Below are 18,966 nucleotides of genomic sequence, written 5' to 3' on the forward strand. Positions count from 1 at the left end.
CCATTTCAATTCACCTCGTGTATTTAGAGTGATGCTTAGACAACACCATTCTAACTGAGGGATTTGAATATGGCTCCCTTTATTTTTAGGAGCTCTAGCATTTTACACAATTATACGGACTCAACTGGGCGTATTCAAGGCTGGGGGCAAATCATCCTCCAACTATCCATTCATTTCGAGGAGCGCGTCACCCCTTATATCATTGATTAATAGAGTTTACACAAAATATTTGACAGTCCCGCAGTTAGTCCTGTAAAAATAAGAAAAACCCAAACAAAGTAATAAAGAAACGCTTTGTTTGGGTAAATTGTATTGTATATTTGTTATTGTTAATGGGAAAGGCTCAATCAATCACGATACCTGTGCATGAGGGATCTCACTCTGATCAGCTTCTTCTACTCCCATCATCATTTTATAATGTGCATGATGATTTGTAACTTTGAATATTTTTTCAAATATATTAAGGTACCTAGCATTTGTATCTAATGGATGTTCAATATACAAATCATCACTTGCAAAGTGTGACCCGTCATTCGCCCAGGATAAAAGCGATTTACATATTACCTTTTCCTCTTCATCGAATTTATTCAGTATATCATCTTCACTAAAATTACCAAATACTTTAAAATAATTTTCTATAATTCTACGAATCAAGTTTTGAACCGTTGTTGAAGAACTACTCTGTGTTGCAGATCTAAGTTCTTGCCACATTAACTCATATGAAGTTTTTATTGGATTTGTATCATAGGATTGAGCCTCAGTAACATTATTAACTTTTCTTATAATCCAGAATGTTTCATCATGTAATTTTCCGCCTTTTGAACGCTTTTTATTAAAAGTTACTTCTTTGTGAAAATATACATTATGGGTTAAAACAAATAATTGAACAATATTATTTTGATTGTTCCTGATATCATCAATAAGTTTTAAAATAAGATTGCTAACGATAAATAGTACATTGCTATCCAAACTAGAAATAGGGTCATCAATCACAACGACTTTATTCTCTGTAATAAGATCTCTGTTATTACTCCCATTCAATAAATGCATAAAATATAAAAATGTTACGAATGTCTTTTCACCTTCACTTAACGTCTGATTCACATCTTCTCCAGTGGATCGTACCAAGCGATAATTTCCCTGGTTTTGTGTATGCGCAAACTTAAAATATGTAAAATTATACGCTTTTAACAGACGATTCATTTCATTAACGGATGGAATTACACTAGTGATTTGAGCCTCTAAACCCTCGATTTCTGAAATCAATCTGTTTTTCTCAGATGTTTTTGATGAGATCCCATCTTTTATCCCTGTAATCGCATTCTTAATATTAAATTCTTTGCGTACATATTTTTCGTGATTATGCAGATTTTCATTTGCAATGAATCTCCATATTTGATCCTTAAGAAGCTGTTCTTCATGGGCTCGGTTATCAACCAACCTGTTATGTCCAAGGATTTCCTGATTAACCCTCTCAATTTCTAAATTGATACTTTTTACAAATTCGTCAACAGGAACTAATGCAATTTTCTTACTTGGTTCTTTTTGTTTTGTTCAATTAATTCGAGATTGATTTCGTTTTTCGATCTTATTATTTCTAACTGTTGATTTATTCTCTCTTTATCGATATATGGTACTTCTTTTTCCATTAGATCCTGGATCGAAGTCTCAAGATTATCATAGGATTCCATGTATAGTTTAACACAATTTGCCAATTCCTTCATTTCATTTTCATAGGTTTCATTAAAGTACTCTTCCAATTTATTCAAAAAACCATCCGGCAATGACTGTTGACAAAAAGGGCATTTACCTTCCGACTTATGTATATGATCATATCCTCTTTTTACCCAATCGCTTATAGCCAGTCTAGAAATGAGAGCGGCGATATCGACCTCCTGCTTACCAACAATTTGTTTTTGGAATATTCGACTTGAACAAGCAACGTTTAGTTCGTCATTCTTTATTGTTTGCAACGTTTGAATTTTCACTAAACTTCCATTAAATAATTTATTTGAACGAGCACGTAAATCCTCTAAATCACATAACTTATTTTCAAGTGAATGCGACTGTTTACATTTATTCATAAAGTTTATTTTATTATTTCGAACACCTGAAAAAGCTTGCAAAAACTCGTTATCATATTTTCTTTTCAATTCCCAGCAATCTTCTATAAATTCATTTTCATTCGCGTTATATTCCTCTTCTTTATTGGACAAGTTAGTACGCAATCTACGAATCTCTTCGTCTAATTTATCAACAAGCCTCTTCTTTTCAGCAATTTCATTTTTTATTTCAGTTGACTCCTTACCTAATGTGAATATACCCTTTATGTTCGAATCCTGATGGAAATTTTCCTCGACGAATTTCTGGTTATATACCAATGTTTTTAATGGTTGTGATGCCCAATCAATATTACAATCCGGGAAGTTCTCAATATTTTTCATAGCATTTGATAATGATGTTTTCCCACTTCCATTGGAACCGTAGAAAAAATTAATTTTCTTTAATCCACTAAAGACAACACCTGTACTATCATAAGTTGCTATCTTCTTAATGGAAATTTCTTTAATCATTACTTCTTCACCCCGAAAATGTTAATTTAAAAAAGACGTAACTAAAATAGATGTCCATTTTAGTTACGCCCAGATGCAAGTAATTAAATTAGTAGTAGTATCTACAATCCGTAAAAACTAAGCCCCAACAACCTCAGCGTTCTTATTAATCGTATCAATAACACCGATAATTGCTCGTGCATCGTCCAGATTATTACTGAACAGTTCCGTTATGCTGCCAACCGAGCGGAACGGCTCCTCTTGGAGTACGGATTTTTCAATGATACCGTTTTTAACTACATATTCGATAATCAACTTTACAAACCGTAATTGACTGACATTCAAACGGTTTTCTTGTAGAAAAACCATAAAGGCTTCATTCGCGGCCTCCTGATCAAGCCCTACGACCGTCCGTACAAGCTTCGTTACCGGTAAGTCTTTATATTCCCGCTCGTAATCTGCTTTGGTTCCGAGTTCTGCCCATAGAATATGTTCAAGCGTCTCCAGGTCTTGTTTCGTGATCGGTTTGTTGTTGCGTAATTTATAGATAGCTATTTGATCCTTGTTAGTTTGTAAATATTGGTTGACCTTTTTGCGGTAATTTTGCAGGTCATTGGTGTTATAGAAGCCTCTACTTTCCTCTACAGCAAGCCATTCATCTTTGAAATTCGTATAATATATTTGCTGTGTTTCCCGTTCGAGGAACTTAATCAGTTCCCGTAAAGCTTCACGTACTTTCTCCATTTGGAAGATGTCCGCTTCTTCCCAGAACTTTGCCGTCATGACCTTCTCTATGACATGTCGCTGTGCGACGATTTGAGGAATCGTACCCAACTTGGAGAGTTTTTCTGCCGTCTCCATGACTTTGCGAATTGGCTTCACCGATTGTGTTCCCTGAAGCTTAGCCAATTCGATGATCAGCATCATATAGTCAAACCGCTTTGCTAATTCGTCATGGTCTAAAGAAACGACAAGAGGAGCTATATACTCCTTCAAATCCCCCATATCGGTATCGGTTAAGGAGCGCCATACAGCGTCATTTTTATATTTATGGACATATTGGATATGCTGCCTGATGCGAAAATATTCTTCATTCAACGCATTGACGCTATCCTTTAATAATTTCACCAATTCCGTGCGATGCGCGATATACTCCGGTTCCTGATAACGCAGTTGTTGAAGTTCACGTACAATCTGCGTACGGACATTGAACAATTTTTCCGATAAAGTCTCGACAATATCGGTATCCTTCCCTTTTGGATTTGCTCGGAAAAACTCAAAGTTACGGCAGAAATCAAAGATCAAGAATTCCTTCTTGTCCTCACCAATACCATGCAGATCTTTACACAACCGTGTCCCACGACCCACCATCTGCCAAAACTTCGACTTCGAGCGAACTTTCTTAAAGAATACCAGATTGACAATTTCAGGGATGTCTACTCCCGTATCGAGCATATCAACGGAAACAGCAATTTGCGGAAGCTTGTTCCATATCGAAAAATCATCTATCAGAGATTGATAATAATTCGTTTTGATATCAATGACCCGTGCAAAATGCCCCTTTAATGCCGGATATAGGCTATCGAATCGCTCCACAATCGCAACTGCGTGACGATGGTTTTTTGCGAATATAATTGTCTTGCCCAGCTTGTCTCCGCCTTCGACCTTCAAGCCCCGTTCCATCACAAACTGAAGCACCCGGTCTATCGTATCCTGGTTAAACAGCCACTCATTAATCGCCGCACTGTCGATATCCCACGGTTCCTCATCTTCATCCTCGAGCAACACTTCTTCGTATTGCTCTTTTTCCTCTTCGGACAGATCATCGTAGCGGATGCCATCATCCATAATCTTCGTCGTCGTTTCCACCGTACGGTAATCCACCAAATGTCCTTCCTTGACCGCTTGCTCAAGTTCGTAGGCAAAAGTCGGAACACCATTTTCCAGACGGAACACGTCGTATGTGTTTTTGTCGACTTCATCTTTAGGAGTTGCTGTCAACCCTAAGAGGATGGCATCAAAATAATCGAATATGGCCTTATATTTCTTGTAGACGCTTCGATGCGATTCATCGATGATAATCAAGTCAAAATGACCAACCGTAAACAACTTTTTGCCGTCCTTCCGCTTGCCCTCGTCGATGGCATTCATCATCGTCGGGTAGGTGGAGAAAACAATTCTTGCCGTCTCCGGATTGTCCTTGCTGTCTAGCAGGTTGCACAGTGTCATGTCGGGCAAATACTGGCTGAAGCTGTTTTTGGCTTGGCGAACAAGCGTTGTACGATCCGCAAGAAACAGCACATTCTTAACCCAGTTATATCGGCTCAGCACATCAACAATGGCGCTCGCAGTGCGTGTTTTACCGCTTCCGGTCGCCATGACAAGCAAAGCGGTCCGCTGTCCTTTATTTAATGCATCACAAACCGAAAGGACTGCTTCATGCTGATAAGGGCGATTTACAATGGAGTTGTTGATTTGTACTTCCTGTAACGGTTTACGGATCGAGCGCCGGTTGACGAGCAACTGCAGCTCATCCTGACTGGCGAAACCGGATACTTGCCGACTGGCATAGTGAAGATCATCCCAGAAATTTATTACAAATCCATTGGTATAATAAATCAACGGACGCTGTCCATACCGCTGCTCCAAACAATCCGCATAGAGCTTCGCTTGCTGCTTGCCCACATTGGGATCTGCGCTGGTCCGTTTAGCTTCCACGACGGCAAGCGGCTTCCCGTTCTCACCCAATAACACGTAATCGACATAACCGATCCCTTGACCGTTTGGCATTCCTTGTACTTCAAACTCTTTCAGTATATTTTTCTGGAATGTCCATCCGGCCAGCTTAAGCTCGAGATCGATGTAACGTTTGCGAGTCTCGAACTCGCTGATTTCGTCCGGAACAAAGTTGTACTCCTGTGTGTTCTGCGCCTTGCGCTCGGTCAGCAGCTTCCGAAGCTCTTCATTTTCTTTGATCAGATCTTCCAGCTTACGGTCTTTTGAACCTAATCGGTCGTATAAATCCTGCAGCTCCTGAGGCCTAACTTTTTCTTGTTGCTTGTTCTCTTCCAATAAGAGTTGTTCGTCAAAACTTCTGGCCGTATACTCGACCGAATAACAATAATCGATCCAGCTGATGAAGTTAAACAGGTTGCGAAGAGACAGAATCGCCTCACCACGGCTGATCGTTGCATTGGAATGCACGGCGACATTTCCTAGCTTCGTAATATATTTCAACTGTGGTAGCATGGACTGATCGATTACGCGGAGAAAAGTTACATCGTGAATCAAGCTTGACAGATTGTCTTGATAAGGGACCTTCAAGTCGCTATCGTAGGTAAACAGCCATTTGACAGCAAGCTCTAAAGCACGTCGGCTGAGGATAGCGCTGGTCGCGGGACTGACGACCAACGCCTTTTCCGCCTCTATACATGCACCTGCAAAGCTGGCATAGGTTTTATTTTCTCTGAGAAATCCAAAATTCGTTAGCTGCACATCGCCCATCTAGACCGTTACACCATCCTTCACTATCAATTCGCCCTTGAAAGCTTTTTGAAGTAGTGCCTGGAAGTTGGATTCTAGTTGTTGGAGTTGTACATTCATTTGCTGTTTGTTTAAATAAATAATATCTGCAATTCTGACGAAATCTTTCTGTAGTTCTAACGATGGATATAGAATTTCTATAGCTTTTATCATTGATAAGTTAAGGTTCTTCTGCCTGACTCCTCTTTGAACTCTTTTATAGTGCTCCTTGCCCATTTGTATGGCATAATAAACGTATTTGGTTTCAGCTAAATTTTCATCTATTTTCGCAAATGCAATAGCTTGATTACATGAACTTCGTTTTTGAGTTATGCTTGATTTTAATGCTGCTGTATCGTACATTCCCAGTAATAGTGCTCCAATTGGCACTTCTTTTGTTGAAGTTTCTTTTAAGGCAGTTTCGGTTATATATTCAATACTGTCGTTTACATATAAATCGTTTAACTCTCCTGAGGTGTACCAAGGGATGTTTCCTTTGAAATATTCTTTGCTCCCTCGTGAAGGAGTGCCACCACTCTTCCACTCACCCAATTCGCCAAGTGATATGGTGTCTAAGTTCTTAGAGTTTGTTACTGGATCACCAAACATATCCAAAAACACAGCTTGAACTAATTCATCAAGTTTGGCTATTGCTTTTTTGCGTTTATCAATTAAGTTTTGGGCTTTATCTAGCAAAGTAATAATAGTCCTTTGTTCCTTCATATCTGGAAGACTTACTTCAATCTCACTGATGGCGGAGGTTCTTATACTAGGGTATGCTTCATCAACAATTAACTTACTAACGTTAAACCATCGTAAAAAATAACAAATATAACTTGGATCTGCTAACTCGTTTTTCACATCAATCGTTGCCAAATGATTTACAACGAATGAATCGGTTGTACATTGGTAAACCCTATTTTTCAAACAACTCATGCCGCTTTTTGCCAACAACAATGTTCCTTTTCTAACCTTCTTTAATTTGAAAACTTCCGCGTGTTTCTCACTAACTTTAGGAATTGTGTTTATATCTATGCCCGAGATAAGGTCATCTAGATGACTAACTCTAATAAAGGGATATCCTTGGTCCCCAAAGTATTTATCATCTGGTGCAGTTGAGCCAGCTGAGATTGACGCAATTTCCTTTAGTTTAATTTTTTTCGTTCTCACTCTAACAACGCCTCCAGTTCCGCAAGCCCTTCAACAATTTCATCCTCTAGCTGCTTGATCGAAGCCAGTATGACCTTCGGGTCCTCATACTGAACCTCCTCATACTCTGTTTCCTTGTAGCGATTAATGCTGAGGTCATAAGCATTGGAGCGAATCTCATCGACCGGAACCAGGAACGATTTCTCCATACGCTTACGACCTTTCTCTGCTTCCCAATTGCCAAACCGCTCCAAAATGTCGGGTATATCATTCGCCTCAATGGGATTCCGCTTGTCGTCAAGCGAATAACCGTCCGCCTTCATGTCATAGAACCAAACGTGATCCGTTCCGCCTGCACCTGTTTTGGTGAAGATTATAATGGCTGTCGATACCCCAGCATACGGCTTGAATACTCCGCTTGGCATCGAAATAATCGCTTCCAGCTTGTGATTCTCGACGATTTCCTTACGAATGTCTTTATGGGCTTTGCTGTTACCGAATAGAACACCATCCGGTACGATGGAGGCGCAGCGCCCGCCCACCTTGAGCATCCGCAGGAACAGGGCAAGGAACAAAAGCTCCGTTTTCTTCGTGCGAGTCACACGCAGCAGATCTGCTGCTACTGAATCTGCATCAAGCGATCCTTTAAACGGCGGATTGGCTAGGATTAACGTATATTTGTCTTTGTCCGTATTGTTTTCATTCAAGGAATCGCGGTATTCGATATTCGGGTTATCCACTCCATGAAGCAGCATATTCATGGCCCCGATGCGTAACATCGTACGGTCCATATCGAAACCGTAGAACATATGATTGTTGAAGTGCTCCTTCAAGCCCTGAACCAGGAATAGGTCTGCATGATGTTTCCGCAAATATTCACCTGCGGCAACTAGAAAACCCGCCGAACCTGCAGCCGGGTCACATATGATATCTTCAGGCGTCGGTTTCATCAAAGCGACCATCATTTCGATAATGTGTCTCGGAGTCCGGAACTGTCCGTTCGTTCCAGCTGTAGCTACCTTGGATAGCAGATACTCATACAAATCCCCGTTAGTATCTCTATCCTTCATGTCAATCGTATCGATGCCTTCGACAATGCGTACAAGCATATTCGGAGTCGGGATCATAAAGATGGCATCACCCATGTATTTGGCATAGGCTGAATCCTTATCTCCATGAAGCGTCTTGATGAAAGGAAATACTTCGTTCGAGACAACATCATACATCCGCTGAGGATCAAACGATTTAAATTGACTCCAGCGCAAGTGCTGCTTGTCACTTGGAAATAATCCGGTAAAAGGCAACGACAGCAGCAAGGATTCATTCTCTTTACGCGTTTCCGCTTCGTCCAGCCCTTTAATGAACAATAAATATGTAAATTGTTCGATCACACTTAATGGATTGGTGATTCCGCCGGTCCAAAATGTCTCCCAAATCCGGTCTACTTTTTGCCTTAACTCACCTGTAATCATAACGATCCCCTCTGCATGTAGATTCTTGTCTAATTATACAACGGGCCGTCCTAATATGACATGTTTCTGCAAACTAACAAAATACAAACCAGCTTCCTTCACTTGATAGCCGAATGTCTCCGACCAGGGTTTAGCATAAGCCTGCACTTGTGGCGCATAAAACCGGACAAACTGCTCCAATTTGTTCTCATCCAATTGATCCGTTTTGAAGTCGACGATCACCCAGCCATCTTCCTCTTCGAAAGCGAAATCTATTACACCCTTCACCAAGAGATTGCCGCCGTTATTGGACTGTTGTGTTAATGCCGCGGCGGCTGTTTCCGACATCGTTTGCTCGGTTGCGGGATAAGACGTTGTCTCCCTATTGCCCTGAACCATCATGATCGGGATTTCAAACAACCGTTGCTTCGCTTGCAGACTGCGCTGCCAGAGTTCACTTTCTAGAACTTCTCGGAGAACAGGCAGAGCATCCCCCGCGTCCTTCTCTGCAACCTCTTCGACCTGGCAGAGGTATTGAACATACTCAGGCAATTCGCTCATCGGAAGACCATTTCCAACCGCCTCAAGCCCCTTATGGATCACGCTGCCGAAAGATTGGCCCCTCCCAGTGGCTGACCATTCCGGCGTGTCGCTCATGCTCTTCGTCAGCCCGGTAACGGTTGCTTCGGCATAAGTCGGTTGGCGCAGTTGATGGAACACCTGCTCTCTCTGGGCCAAGTAAGCACCTAGATCAATGGATGAGGCTTCGGACCCGGATAAACCAGATGAAGTTTTCCCAATTACAATATCTCCGTCAAGTTCCCGATCACACTCATCTGTTTGAACATCCGTTTCCGGGACATCCAACTCCCGGATTAGCTCCATCCCATCCATGAGTGAACTCCACGGGCACTTGGCAGGTTGTTCGGGGTAGAGACTGACGACTAGCATTTGCTTGGCCCGTGTCGCCGCGACGTAAAGAAGCCGATCCCGCTCCGCGAGCATGAATGCACGCTCCCGCACGCTCATCGCTTCCCAGCCGACCGGCTGGGCAATCGTTTCCTTCTGGAACCCTTTCGATTGTTGGATCAGGAAATAGCCCGCGGCCTCTGTCTCCGAACGATCAACAAACTGGTCAGCGTTATGATCCTTTTCGCCACAGGGACAAGCTAGAAATACGATTGGCGCTTCAAGCCCTTTTGCCTTATGCACGTTCATGATCCGTACCGATTGCCCTTTGCCTGTGTAGAGACTGGCGGTTTCCATACCTTGGCTCTGCCGTATGGCCGAAATTGCATTCGCTAGTTCATGCCAATCCGATGCGAGCAAGGCGTCACGCTGCAATCGCTCCAACATCTTAAGCAGTGTTCCCGACCGATTTGCCCCTGCTTCTAGCACCGTGGAATAAAGCAAGAGACCGGTATCCTCCATAATACGGTACAAGGCTGCCCATGCAGGCAATTCTTTCACCCAGCCAACATATTCCCGAAGTTTCCGGCATGCAGATGCAACTCGATTCTCTTGTTCGGATGACTCCTCCGGCAGCCGATAGAGCGACCACGCATTCCCTTGAGCACGATACACCATCAGATCTTTGTCGCTAATGCCGAATAGAGGTCCGCGCAATACGCTCAGCATCGCCACTTGATCGGACGGATCGGCCAGGTAGAGGGCCAATTGTCCCAGCGTATGAAGCTCGGGGTATAGAGCGGAGCTTCCGACAGTTTCCGCAGCAACGCCCCGCTTCTCCAATTCTTCTGCGTAGAGATGCAAATAATGCCTCGTTCTTGTCAATATAAGAAAATCGCTGGGCTGCGCCTCTCTGAGCACCCAAGATGAACCGTTGCGCTCCTGAACCTGCAAATTTCCGTCGCGGCAAGCCCACGCGATGTATGCGGCAATACGCTGTGCGTCAACCGCCGCTACTTCCTCCTTGCCTCCGGAAATTTTCGGGTAAGTGAGTGCATAAACCCCGTGATCCGCGCGCTTATTCCCCTTTGGATTCGGTATATTCGTTTCCATCCGGACATACGCCGCTTGAACATCGGTTTCCCGGACGGGAAGCTTGCCGACAAATTGCCCGTTCACAAAATCGCCGATCGCATCGACGGACCGGAAATTGCTGGTCAAGTGAAGCACATCTCCACATGCTTGAATCCGCGATTTCACCTCGTTATAAATGGAAATATCCGCGCGGCGGAAACGATAGATGGACTGTTTCGGGTCTCCCACGAGGAACAAGGAACCCGGCTTTGGAGTAAGCTTCCGCCAATTCCGTTCATTCGGATCATCGCCGGCCCCCGTTAAGAGAAACATCATTTCCGCTTGGACCGGGTCGGTGTCCTGAAATTCGTCGACCATAAGCCGTTGGTAGCGCCCGGCGAAAAACGCGCGAACTTCCGGGTAATCACGCAGAAGACGGCAGGCATACATCAGAAGATCCTGAAAGTTCAGCTTCCCTTCCTGCAATCGCCGTTCTCTGCAATACTCCAATGCAGGCAAGACAAATTGAATGACCTTCGGATACAGATATTCCCGCCACGATTGAAGAAAGGGGAACAGAACCGTAATCTGCCAATCGTGAAATCGTTCGGAGATGGCTTTGGCTTGCTTCTTATCCGTCCATTTGTACTGCTTCACATCCAGTTTGAAGTCAAACATCTTCGCAAGTGTTAGCATCAACATATCGTCCTGCTCATCCGACAACCGCAGCATACGATTAGCAGTACGCAGTTTTGCCTGAAGATTATCCCACCCTTTTTCCGGTTCAGCTGTCGGTAGAAACCTGCTGGCTTCTTCGATCATAGGAAGCAGGGAGAGCCGGATGAGGTTGAAATCAGGACGATGAACCGGTTCGCAAGGGATTTGGAGATCTGTAAAAAGGGATACCCGATTATAGACATTCTTCAGGATGCTGACGTCGATTCCCACCTCGGCAAAGGAGGCAAGTGCTTCACTATCTTCCTCCTGCAGCTGAATCAGATATTCATCCCAGCATTGATCGTGGAACGCGCGATTCATTTCATCATCCATTTCTTCGAAAGAAGGGTCCAATCCGGCCTCAATCGGTCGCTCGCGAAGCATGGAGGAACAGAACGCATGGATCGTTCCAATGAAGATTTGGTCCAGATTGGCCAAAGCTTCTTCCATTCGTTCTCTAGTTTCGCCTTCAACATCAGCCGCTTTCCGCTCCAAAGCAATACGGAAACGTTCCTTCATCTCATCCGCCGCTTTATTCGTAAAGGTGATCGCCGCAATATGCTCCATCTTAGCCGTTCCTGTCTCGATGAGCGCCAGCAATCTGCCGACCAAGCTGGTTGTCTTGCCCGAGCCTGCACCGGCTTCTACCAGAAAGGTCGTGTTCAGCTCCTCCAATATCCTCTTTCTAGCTTGTTGATCGGATGGTTCATTCAATGTTCTCCACCTCCAGCAGCGTGTGCAACAGCTCCGAATTTGCTTCATCCTTTCGCTTATGGGCCATCATTTCTGCGTGCTCTCCGCATACAGCCGCATAGTCGCAATATCGGCAGACCGCAGGATTTGAAGCGGGAATAAACAATCCCTGTTCCATCGACGAAAGGATTCCTCGGATCACCGCGGTGACTCGATTCCGTTCGGTTTGCGAACGTGCAATCACTTGCCCGTGCCCCCGTTCGCTTGGAAAGACGTAAGACGCTTCAAGCACTTTTGCATCAGAATCCACACCCGTTTGCCGAATCCAAAGCTCCGTCCCCATTGCGTAAAGCGCATGTTGCAGCTGCGTGCCGCCGGCGAACATGCCATTTTCCTTGTAAGGCCGAGGACTGCCGGTCTTATAGTCGATAATTCGATATTGATGCGGCGCAACTTGATCGATCCGGTCGACGATCCCGCGCAGCGTAATCGCCATGTCCTCGCCAAGCTCAAGGTGCAACGGCTGGCCGTCCACGATGAGCTCTTGTTCGAAAAACCGGGGAGCCGTCTTAGCCTGCAATTCCATGCGATAGAACACGTCCACATCCCGGAGCATCGCTTGCCGTTCCCTCTCAAACACATGAGGGCTCGGTGCCGGAATCCGCTCGGCATACAAGAGAATCGTCTCCTCCGCAATACGAAGCAAACGGGCATGATCGTGTGTAATAGGCATGACTTTACTTGCGCTGACTTCCGTCATATAACGACGATAAACCTCGTGCAGCAGCGAGCCTCTTTCATTCGGCTTCAGCCAGGAGGTACGATCAAAAGTCACCTGATCTTTCACGCGAATCCTGAGCACATATTGGAAAAAGTACCGCATCGGACATTCCGCGTACTTCTCCAATTGACTTGCGCTAAGCGTCCGTTCGTCCCGGTCTTTCCAATAATCAGTCCATTCATCCCCCGCTATATATCCATCATGCTCCGTCACTTGCGAGCTGCCACGCGCCTCGAGTGCAAGTCTGCCTTGACGAAGCGACGGATAGACCGATTCGATGAAGGATTGCCGGTCCCTCATAAGGTTTACATTCGCATGGATTTGTCGGAAGACATAATGAGAGCCGTCCAATGGCAGTCCATTTAGCTCAGTAGAGGATGGCTGCTCTACATCCAAATACCCGACAGGTTCGCCTAAGCTTCGGTGCAGCATCTCATAGTCCGCATTCGTTTCTCCGGATACTTTTCGGAATACCTGTAGAAGTTGAAAAGCCGGGCTTGCTGTCGCTCCTTCTGCCAAGTCATACGACGAGAAGCTAAATGTGATATTGCCGCTTATCATCCCAAGCCGACTATCACGAAGGCGTTGCCGATCTCTTTGTCTCTGCACGGCTGTTTGAAGCCCGGCACCTATCCGTCTGCACTCTTCATCGAGAAGCATGGGATTTTGCCTGATATTCCCGGACCACGACTGTTCATCCATCCCGAGAAGAAACGTATGTTTTCTCCCGCTGATCCCCCCGTTCGACAAATTCGATATGTACAGGAATCCGGGCTTGGGTAACCGTTGCACCCCGACTCGAAGTTCCTGCAGCATGTCTCGGGCATACAAGAACATTTGCTGAAACGGCATCGAGTCCGGAACAGGACATTCCTGCAGTTCTTTAGCGATACCTTTCATTTCTTGCAGGACGATCGCATCCTCTTCCGTTCCGCATACACCAAATCGATCCAAGATGTTAACGAGCCATCCCCAGATTCCCTTAGGAGAGGAGAGCGCCGCTTCGTCTGGAAACAATTCTCCCAGGAGGTTTGTCAGATGCTTCTTGATGTCGTCATCCCGCTGTTGTTGTTCCGTCCGCTCCCGTTCTTCGGGTCTTTCATCTGAATCCCCTTGGGACCGGACATGCCCCGACCCCAGCAACTTGATATACCGTTCTTTCCCCCAACCGATTCCGCTTTTCTCCAGGGCTCGAATACAATCCGCATTCGTTATTCCTTGGTCACGATCGGAGAACGTGATCAATTGCTGCTGCAGCATCAATACGAGCTGCCGCACCTGATAACCGGACTCCATCCAGTTCAGCAGAAAATGTGCGGCTCTTCCCATTCCGGATGTGATCACAGGCAGCCCGTCTGCAAAGGAACAGGGAAGACCCAGAGAAGCACACATGGTCAAAATGGCCAGCGCATATTCCGCATCCGGTACGATCATCTCCACTTCATCCAATGGCATCCGGCCCTGAATAATGCGTCTCAATGCTTCGCGAACCTCCGCCAGCCTTCCGGTCGCATGATAGAACTGAACCTTTCCGAACGGCATTGTGGATTGGACGTCAGTGAAGGAAGAAACCGCTATAATCCTCGTCATCCGTCCGTTTGACAACCGCTCCAGCATTCGAGCGGAAACCGGTGAAAGCGGCATAGGGTCTGGCAGAATAAGCTCCACGTTTTCCGGCAATTGGGTTGGTATATGCGACAAAAGGCCGGGAAAATCGATCCAGCTCCGCTGATTCAGAAAGCGCTCATACGCTGACAGCACCTTTCTGACATAGCTGCCTTTTTGCTGGCTCATAAAGTGGTCGTCTCGAAGCTCCCCCGCTCTCACTCCGGCACGGCGCAGATCCATAATGGCTTGGTGAACATGCATGGCAATACCAGGCTTTACTTGATCCACCGCGATGTAGGAATCCGGCTTGGAAGCCATTTGTTCCATGACATGATGGATAATCCAAAAGGACCGCTGTTCCCCGATTAAAGTCAGCCCTTGTTGATACAGGGAGAACTGAACCTGACTTCTTACAAAGGATTGAACCGTTTGGACCTCCACGTTCATAACCGGCCCTAATTCCCGGCATATTCGCATCAACCAGGACTGTCCTTCGATGTAGGAAGGAGCAATAACAATTTTGCGGCGAAATGGCTCTTTACGGATTGCATCATATAAACGTTCTAGAAACGTGCCTGCTATTTTCAAAAGGGACACCTTCCTTTCGTCTATCGTTCAACAACAGCACCTTACTGCCCATACAACTGTCCCCAACGCTGTAGCTGTTCCTTAAACTTTTCCCGGACAGATGCAGGCTCTAAAATCTCCGCTGAAGGTCCGTACTGAACCACCCAATTCATAAACTCCCGCTCGTGGTTGACGGTGACCTCGAATAATAAGCTGCCGTCCGGCAGATCGGTCATCTTCGGTCTCACGAACAATTCTTCTTCCTTCACATAGCGGGCGACATCCGGATGGAATTTAATCTTAAAAGTGATTAAAGAATCCCCGCGTTCAATCGACCAGGTATGCTTCATATACTGAGCAATGTTAAAATCACCCTTGTCGAATCGATTACTTGTCAACTCTACATGGCGGAAACGGCTTATACGAAACGTGCGAATGTCCTGCTTGGAATGACAATAGCCGATCAAGTAAAACCGTTGATCCCTTGGAACCAGGTAGTACGGATCAATTTCGCGCTCCGTCAATTCATTCCGGCTCTGGGTATGGTAAACAGCCCTGATCGTCTTACTGGCAATGATCGCTTCCATGATGGGCAGCAAGAAGTTGGCACTGTTCTCCCGATAAGCCGGGGTGCCCATTTGGATCATGCCTGCGACATTTTCCAGTGTATCGTACCGCTTCCGGGTTTCTTTCACATGGGTAGCCATCACCTTGTCGTAGGCAGATTCAAAGCCTGGAGGCAACTTGCTGGTGTCCAACACGGAGGGCAGGACAGAGAACACCAACGCTTCCTGCTCCGTGAAATTCAGCGGGTACATGGCGAAATTACCGACAAAACGGTACCCTTTCCCATAACCCTCGTTTGTAATCGGTGCGATCAAGTCCAAAATCCGCATGTCCCTATAAATCGTACGATCCGTTGTCTCGCATTTGTCCGCCAGCTCCTTGGCCGAAATCCCCGGATTGGATTGAATGGCGAGAAGTATTTTAAAGAGCCGAATCACTTTATCCGTCATGCTATATCTCCTATCGTGGCATATAGAATGTAAATCCTTATCATCATTGGGATTCTACGCTTTACCTGGTTCTTCCTGCCTATAAGGAGAAAACGCAACGTTCTCTGTCGTTTTGATGATGTACACTTCCTCTAGACCCGGCGTAAGTTCAACAATTGCCGTATCCTTAACGACAAATCGCACCATGCCGCAAACATGATGCTCAAACCTATCATAAATCCGGCCGGCGCTGCGGCATCCTTTCGGTACGGTATGCGGACTGTTGGCGACATAACCGATTTTGCCCAAAGGGATCATATCCACCTTTATCGCTTCATGGTCATGCGGATTATCCGGGTCTTTGATCAAGTGAACGACCTGACCCGGCTTTAGAAATGCTGCTCCGTAGTAATGCTGCGTGCCTGTGACGGCGATATAGATCGGTTGATCCACTGTACTCACTCCCGCATGTCTTTCCTTCATTATGACGGATCGCAACGACCATAGATTGTCAGCGAATATATGTTCTGCGCACAAAAAAAGCACTGCGGCATCTCAACTTGAGATTGCAGTGCTGCATTCATTTTAGAAAATGGGCAAACTGATCCGGCGCATTCCGAATGTCTTGTGCCAACTTCTCGTATTCCGCGGATAATTTGACCGAACGAACTCTTTTGGCGTCTTGATCGCGCGGCTCAATGAATCCTTCTTCTCTCCAATGACTTACCTTTTCCCTTATTGAACGGTCCGACAAACGCAGCAGATCCCTCATTTCGCTTGTCGTTAGGGTATCTTGTTTAAAGGTTAATTGAGCAAACACCATTCTTTGCTGGGGATCTAACTTGCGAATCAGATCCGGTTCGATTTTCGTCATTTGAGCAGATTTCTCGGTTACGATGGCAGCGGCTTCTTGAAAAACCTCCGCCAAACCATCGATAAAGAATTCCAGCCAAGGCGTCAAATCAGCTTCATTCCGTCCAAAATAATAATTGTGATGGAGACCCAACTGGAGTCGGCGATAATATTCAGCCAAGTTGCGGTCATAGAAATTCTCGAGTACAAATAACCCCTTTAAGCCATATCCGCCGCGGCGTAAAAGATAGGTCGTAATCATCCGGGCCGTTCGGCCATTCCCGTCCAAATACGGATGAATCGTTAGGAACTGCCACATGAATATGCCAGCCTTGATAGGAACCGGAACCGAATAGGTTTCCGGCGAGTTCACCCAGGCAACCAAATCCTCCATTAATACCGGGACATCTTTCCATTCCGGCGGCAAATAAAAACCGGAGGCATTGCGGCTGCCTACTTGATTCTGTTCTTCGCGATACTCGCTAACACGCGGTCTTCGTCCGTGTGATATTCGGATAATGGCATGCAGCTTTTTAATAAATTCCTCTGTGACCGGGAGCTGCCTTTTTTCGGCTTCATCCAGATATTCCAAAGCTTTCATTAAGTTATAAACTTCCTGCTCTTCATTGTCGTTACTGGTTTGGTACAAAACTTTTCGCTTCGTCGCCTCGTCAAGCGTGTTTCCTTCAATTTTCGTTGAAAGAATGACCGTCTTTTCCATCGATTCTTTCTTAAGCAAATCCAGAATAGATGCGGGCAGTGGAAGCAAATCCACCACAACACTGGCGCGTTGTATATCCATTAGTCTGCGGGCTATGGTGTCCGTTATTGAATATTTGGGTGTAAACATAACATCACCTCCCTCAATAACATTATACCATTGCCGCTATTTTGCCGCAAAGTATTTTTGTTTCATTGCATTTTCTTCGTATATTTTAATTTCTACAATGACATCCGGTACAACGCTTTATTCTCCAGCCCTCGGACCGGCTGTGTCCACAACTCCTTGTCCGAAGTGGCGCTTAGTGCGTCCTCCGCCATCTGGAGTTTGGCATCCAGTGCGTCAATATAGTGCAATGCTACCGCTTCTGCCGTTTGCGGCTGCACCGGGCTTCCCCATTCCCCAAGGTTATGGTGCGAGAGAATAAGGTGCTGCAATCCGATCACTTGTTGCGAATCGAGCGGAAGTTCCAGCCGCAATGCAGCTTCTGTGATCCAACCAGCTGCCATTGCGATATGCCCGATCAGCTTACCTTGTACGCTATAGTCTGTCACGACCCCAAGCTGAGCGATCATCTCCTCTGGCTTTGCAATATCGTGTAGGATAATCCCGGCTTTGATCATGTCCGCATTTAGAAATGGCCTCTGCTTGCAAAGGAACTCTCCGATCTCCAGCATACGAACGATATGATAGGCCAAGCCTGCGAAGTAAGCATGATGGTGCATTTTGGCCGCCGGATAATGAGCTAATTTCTCTCTCACCTTATCGACGCAAAAGCTTACTATATCGCGAATCGCCGGATCCGAAATACTCTCGATGACTCTGCTTATGACCTCTAATAATTCCGCAGATCCAATTGGGGCCGCCCGAATAAAATCGGTTAGAGACACACCGTCTTCATTGCTTACATTGCGAATCCGGGTGATCTTAACCTGCGGCTTTTCCCGATACAATTGAACGATTCCCTGAACCTTGACTAGCGTCATCGGAGAAAAGCTGTCTTTTTCTGTTTCCTTCACATCCCAATACTTTGCAGGGAGCTGGCCGCTGGCATCACACAGCACCAAATCGAAGTAATCCTTTGCCGGGGATGTATTGGTCTGCTTCAGCTCCAGCTCTTTCAGCAAATAGAAGCCGACGAACTCATCGTTCGTGGTCAGTTCTTTTATCAAAGTCATTCTTTTCACCCCCATCTACAACTCCAAAAACTCTGCCTCTGCCTCAGTGATCTAGTATATTTTTATTTTATAATTAGGGCTTGCTGAACGAAACATTAGAGAGCAAATTGTCTGTAGGCGGTACGTTTCAGCAGCATGTTGAGAATGAGGACAAAAAGAAGCCGCAAGCGGCGTTCCAGGTTCATCACGAGGAACTG

General features: G+C 45.5%; 9 protein-coding genes and 1 pseudogene. All 10 read right to left on the bottom strand.

Features of this window, described 5'->3' with window-relative positions; genetic code table 11:
- Positions 1–351 precede the first annotated feature (351 nt).
- The 10 genes and pseudogenes from ACFPXP_RS10570 to ACFPXP_RS10615 all read right to left on the bottom strand — a co-directional run bounded on the left by ACFPXP_RS10570 (position 352) and on the right by ACFPXP_RS10615 (position 18,769).
- Positions 352–2,573: pseudogene (locus tag ACFPXP_RS10570) on the bottom strand (AAA family ATPase).
- 117 nt (positions 2,574–2,690) lie between these two features.
- The gene (locus ACFPXP_RS10575) at positions 2,691–6,056 is read right to left on the bottom strand and encodes a DEAD/DEAH box helicase family protein (RefSeq protein WP_379894174.1); all 3,366 of its coding nucleotides are present in this window, start codon (positions 6,054–6,056) and stop codon (positions 2,691–2,693) included.
- The gene (locus tag ACFPXP_RS10580; protein ID WP_379894175.1) at positions 6,057–7,244 is read right to left on the bottom strand and encodes a restriction endonuclease subunit S; all 1,188 of its coding nucleotides are present in this window, start codon (positions 7,242–7,244) and stop codon (positions 6,057–6,059) included.
- Complete coding sequence (locus ACFPXP_RS10585; RefSeq protein WP_379894176.1) at positions 7,241–8,695, bottom strand: type I restriction-modification system subunit M; 1,455 nt, start codon at positions 8,693–8,695, stop codon at positions 7,241–7,243. Before ACFPXP_RS10585 ends, ACFPXP_RS10580 begins: the two co-directional genes overlap by 4 nt.
- Positions 8,696–8,728: 33 nt before the next feature.
- Complete coding sequence (locus tag ACFPXP_RS10590) at positions 8,729–12,088, bottom strand: UvrD-helicase domain-containing protein (RefSeq protein ID WP_379894177.1); 3,360 nt, start codon at positions 12,086–12,088, stop codon at positions 8,729–8,731.
- The gene (locus ACFPXP_RS10595; RefSeq protein ID WP_379894178.1) at positions 12,081–15,044 is read right to left on the bottom strand and encodes a PD-(D/E)XK nuclease family protein; all 2,964 of its coding nucleotides are present in this window, start codon (positions 15,042–15,044) and stop codon (positions 12,081–12,083) included. The genes ACFPXP_RS10590 and ACFPXP_RS10595 overlap by 8 nt, the downstream gene beginning before the upstream one ends.
- Positions 15,045–15,085: 41 nt before the next feature.
- A complete protein-coding gene (locus tag ACFPXP_RS10600; protein ID WP_379894179.1) occupies positions 15,086–16,039 on the bottom strand; it encodes a helix-turn-helix transcriptional regulator in 954 nt (317 codons plus the stop codon).
- A 54-nt stretch (positions 16,040–16,093) separates the two neighbouring features.
- On the bottom strand, positions 16,094–16,471 hold the full coding sequence (locus tag ACFPXP_RS10605) for an HIRAN domain-containing protein (RefSeq protein ID WP_372814521.1): 378 nt from the start codon (positions 16,469–16,471) through the stop codon (positions 16,094–16,096).
- Between the two features lie 127 nt (positions 16,472–16,598).
- Positions 16,599–17,720, bottom strand: a complete 1,122-nt coding sequence (locus ACFPXP_RS10610) for a Fic family protein (RefSeq protein ID WP_201318253.1) — start codon at positions 17,718–17,720, stop codon at positions 16,599–16,601.
- Positions 17,721–17,812: 92 nt separating this feature from the next.
- Positions 17,813–18,769: a 3'-5' exoribonuclease YhaM family protein gene (locus tag ACFPXP_RS10615; protein ID WP_379894180.1), complete on the bottom strand. Its 957-nt coding sequence runs from the start codon at positions 18,767–18,769 to the stop codon at positions 17,813–17,815.
- Positions 18,770–18,966 lie beyond the last annotated feature (197 nt).

The organism is Marinicrinis lubricantis (genome assembly GCF_042658665.1).
In the GTDB taxonomy this organism is placed as follows: domain Bacteria; phylum Bacillota; class Bacilli; order Paenibacillales; family KCTC-33676; genus Marinicrinis; species Marinicrinis lubricantis.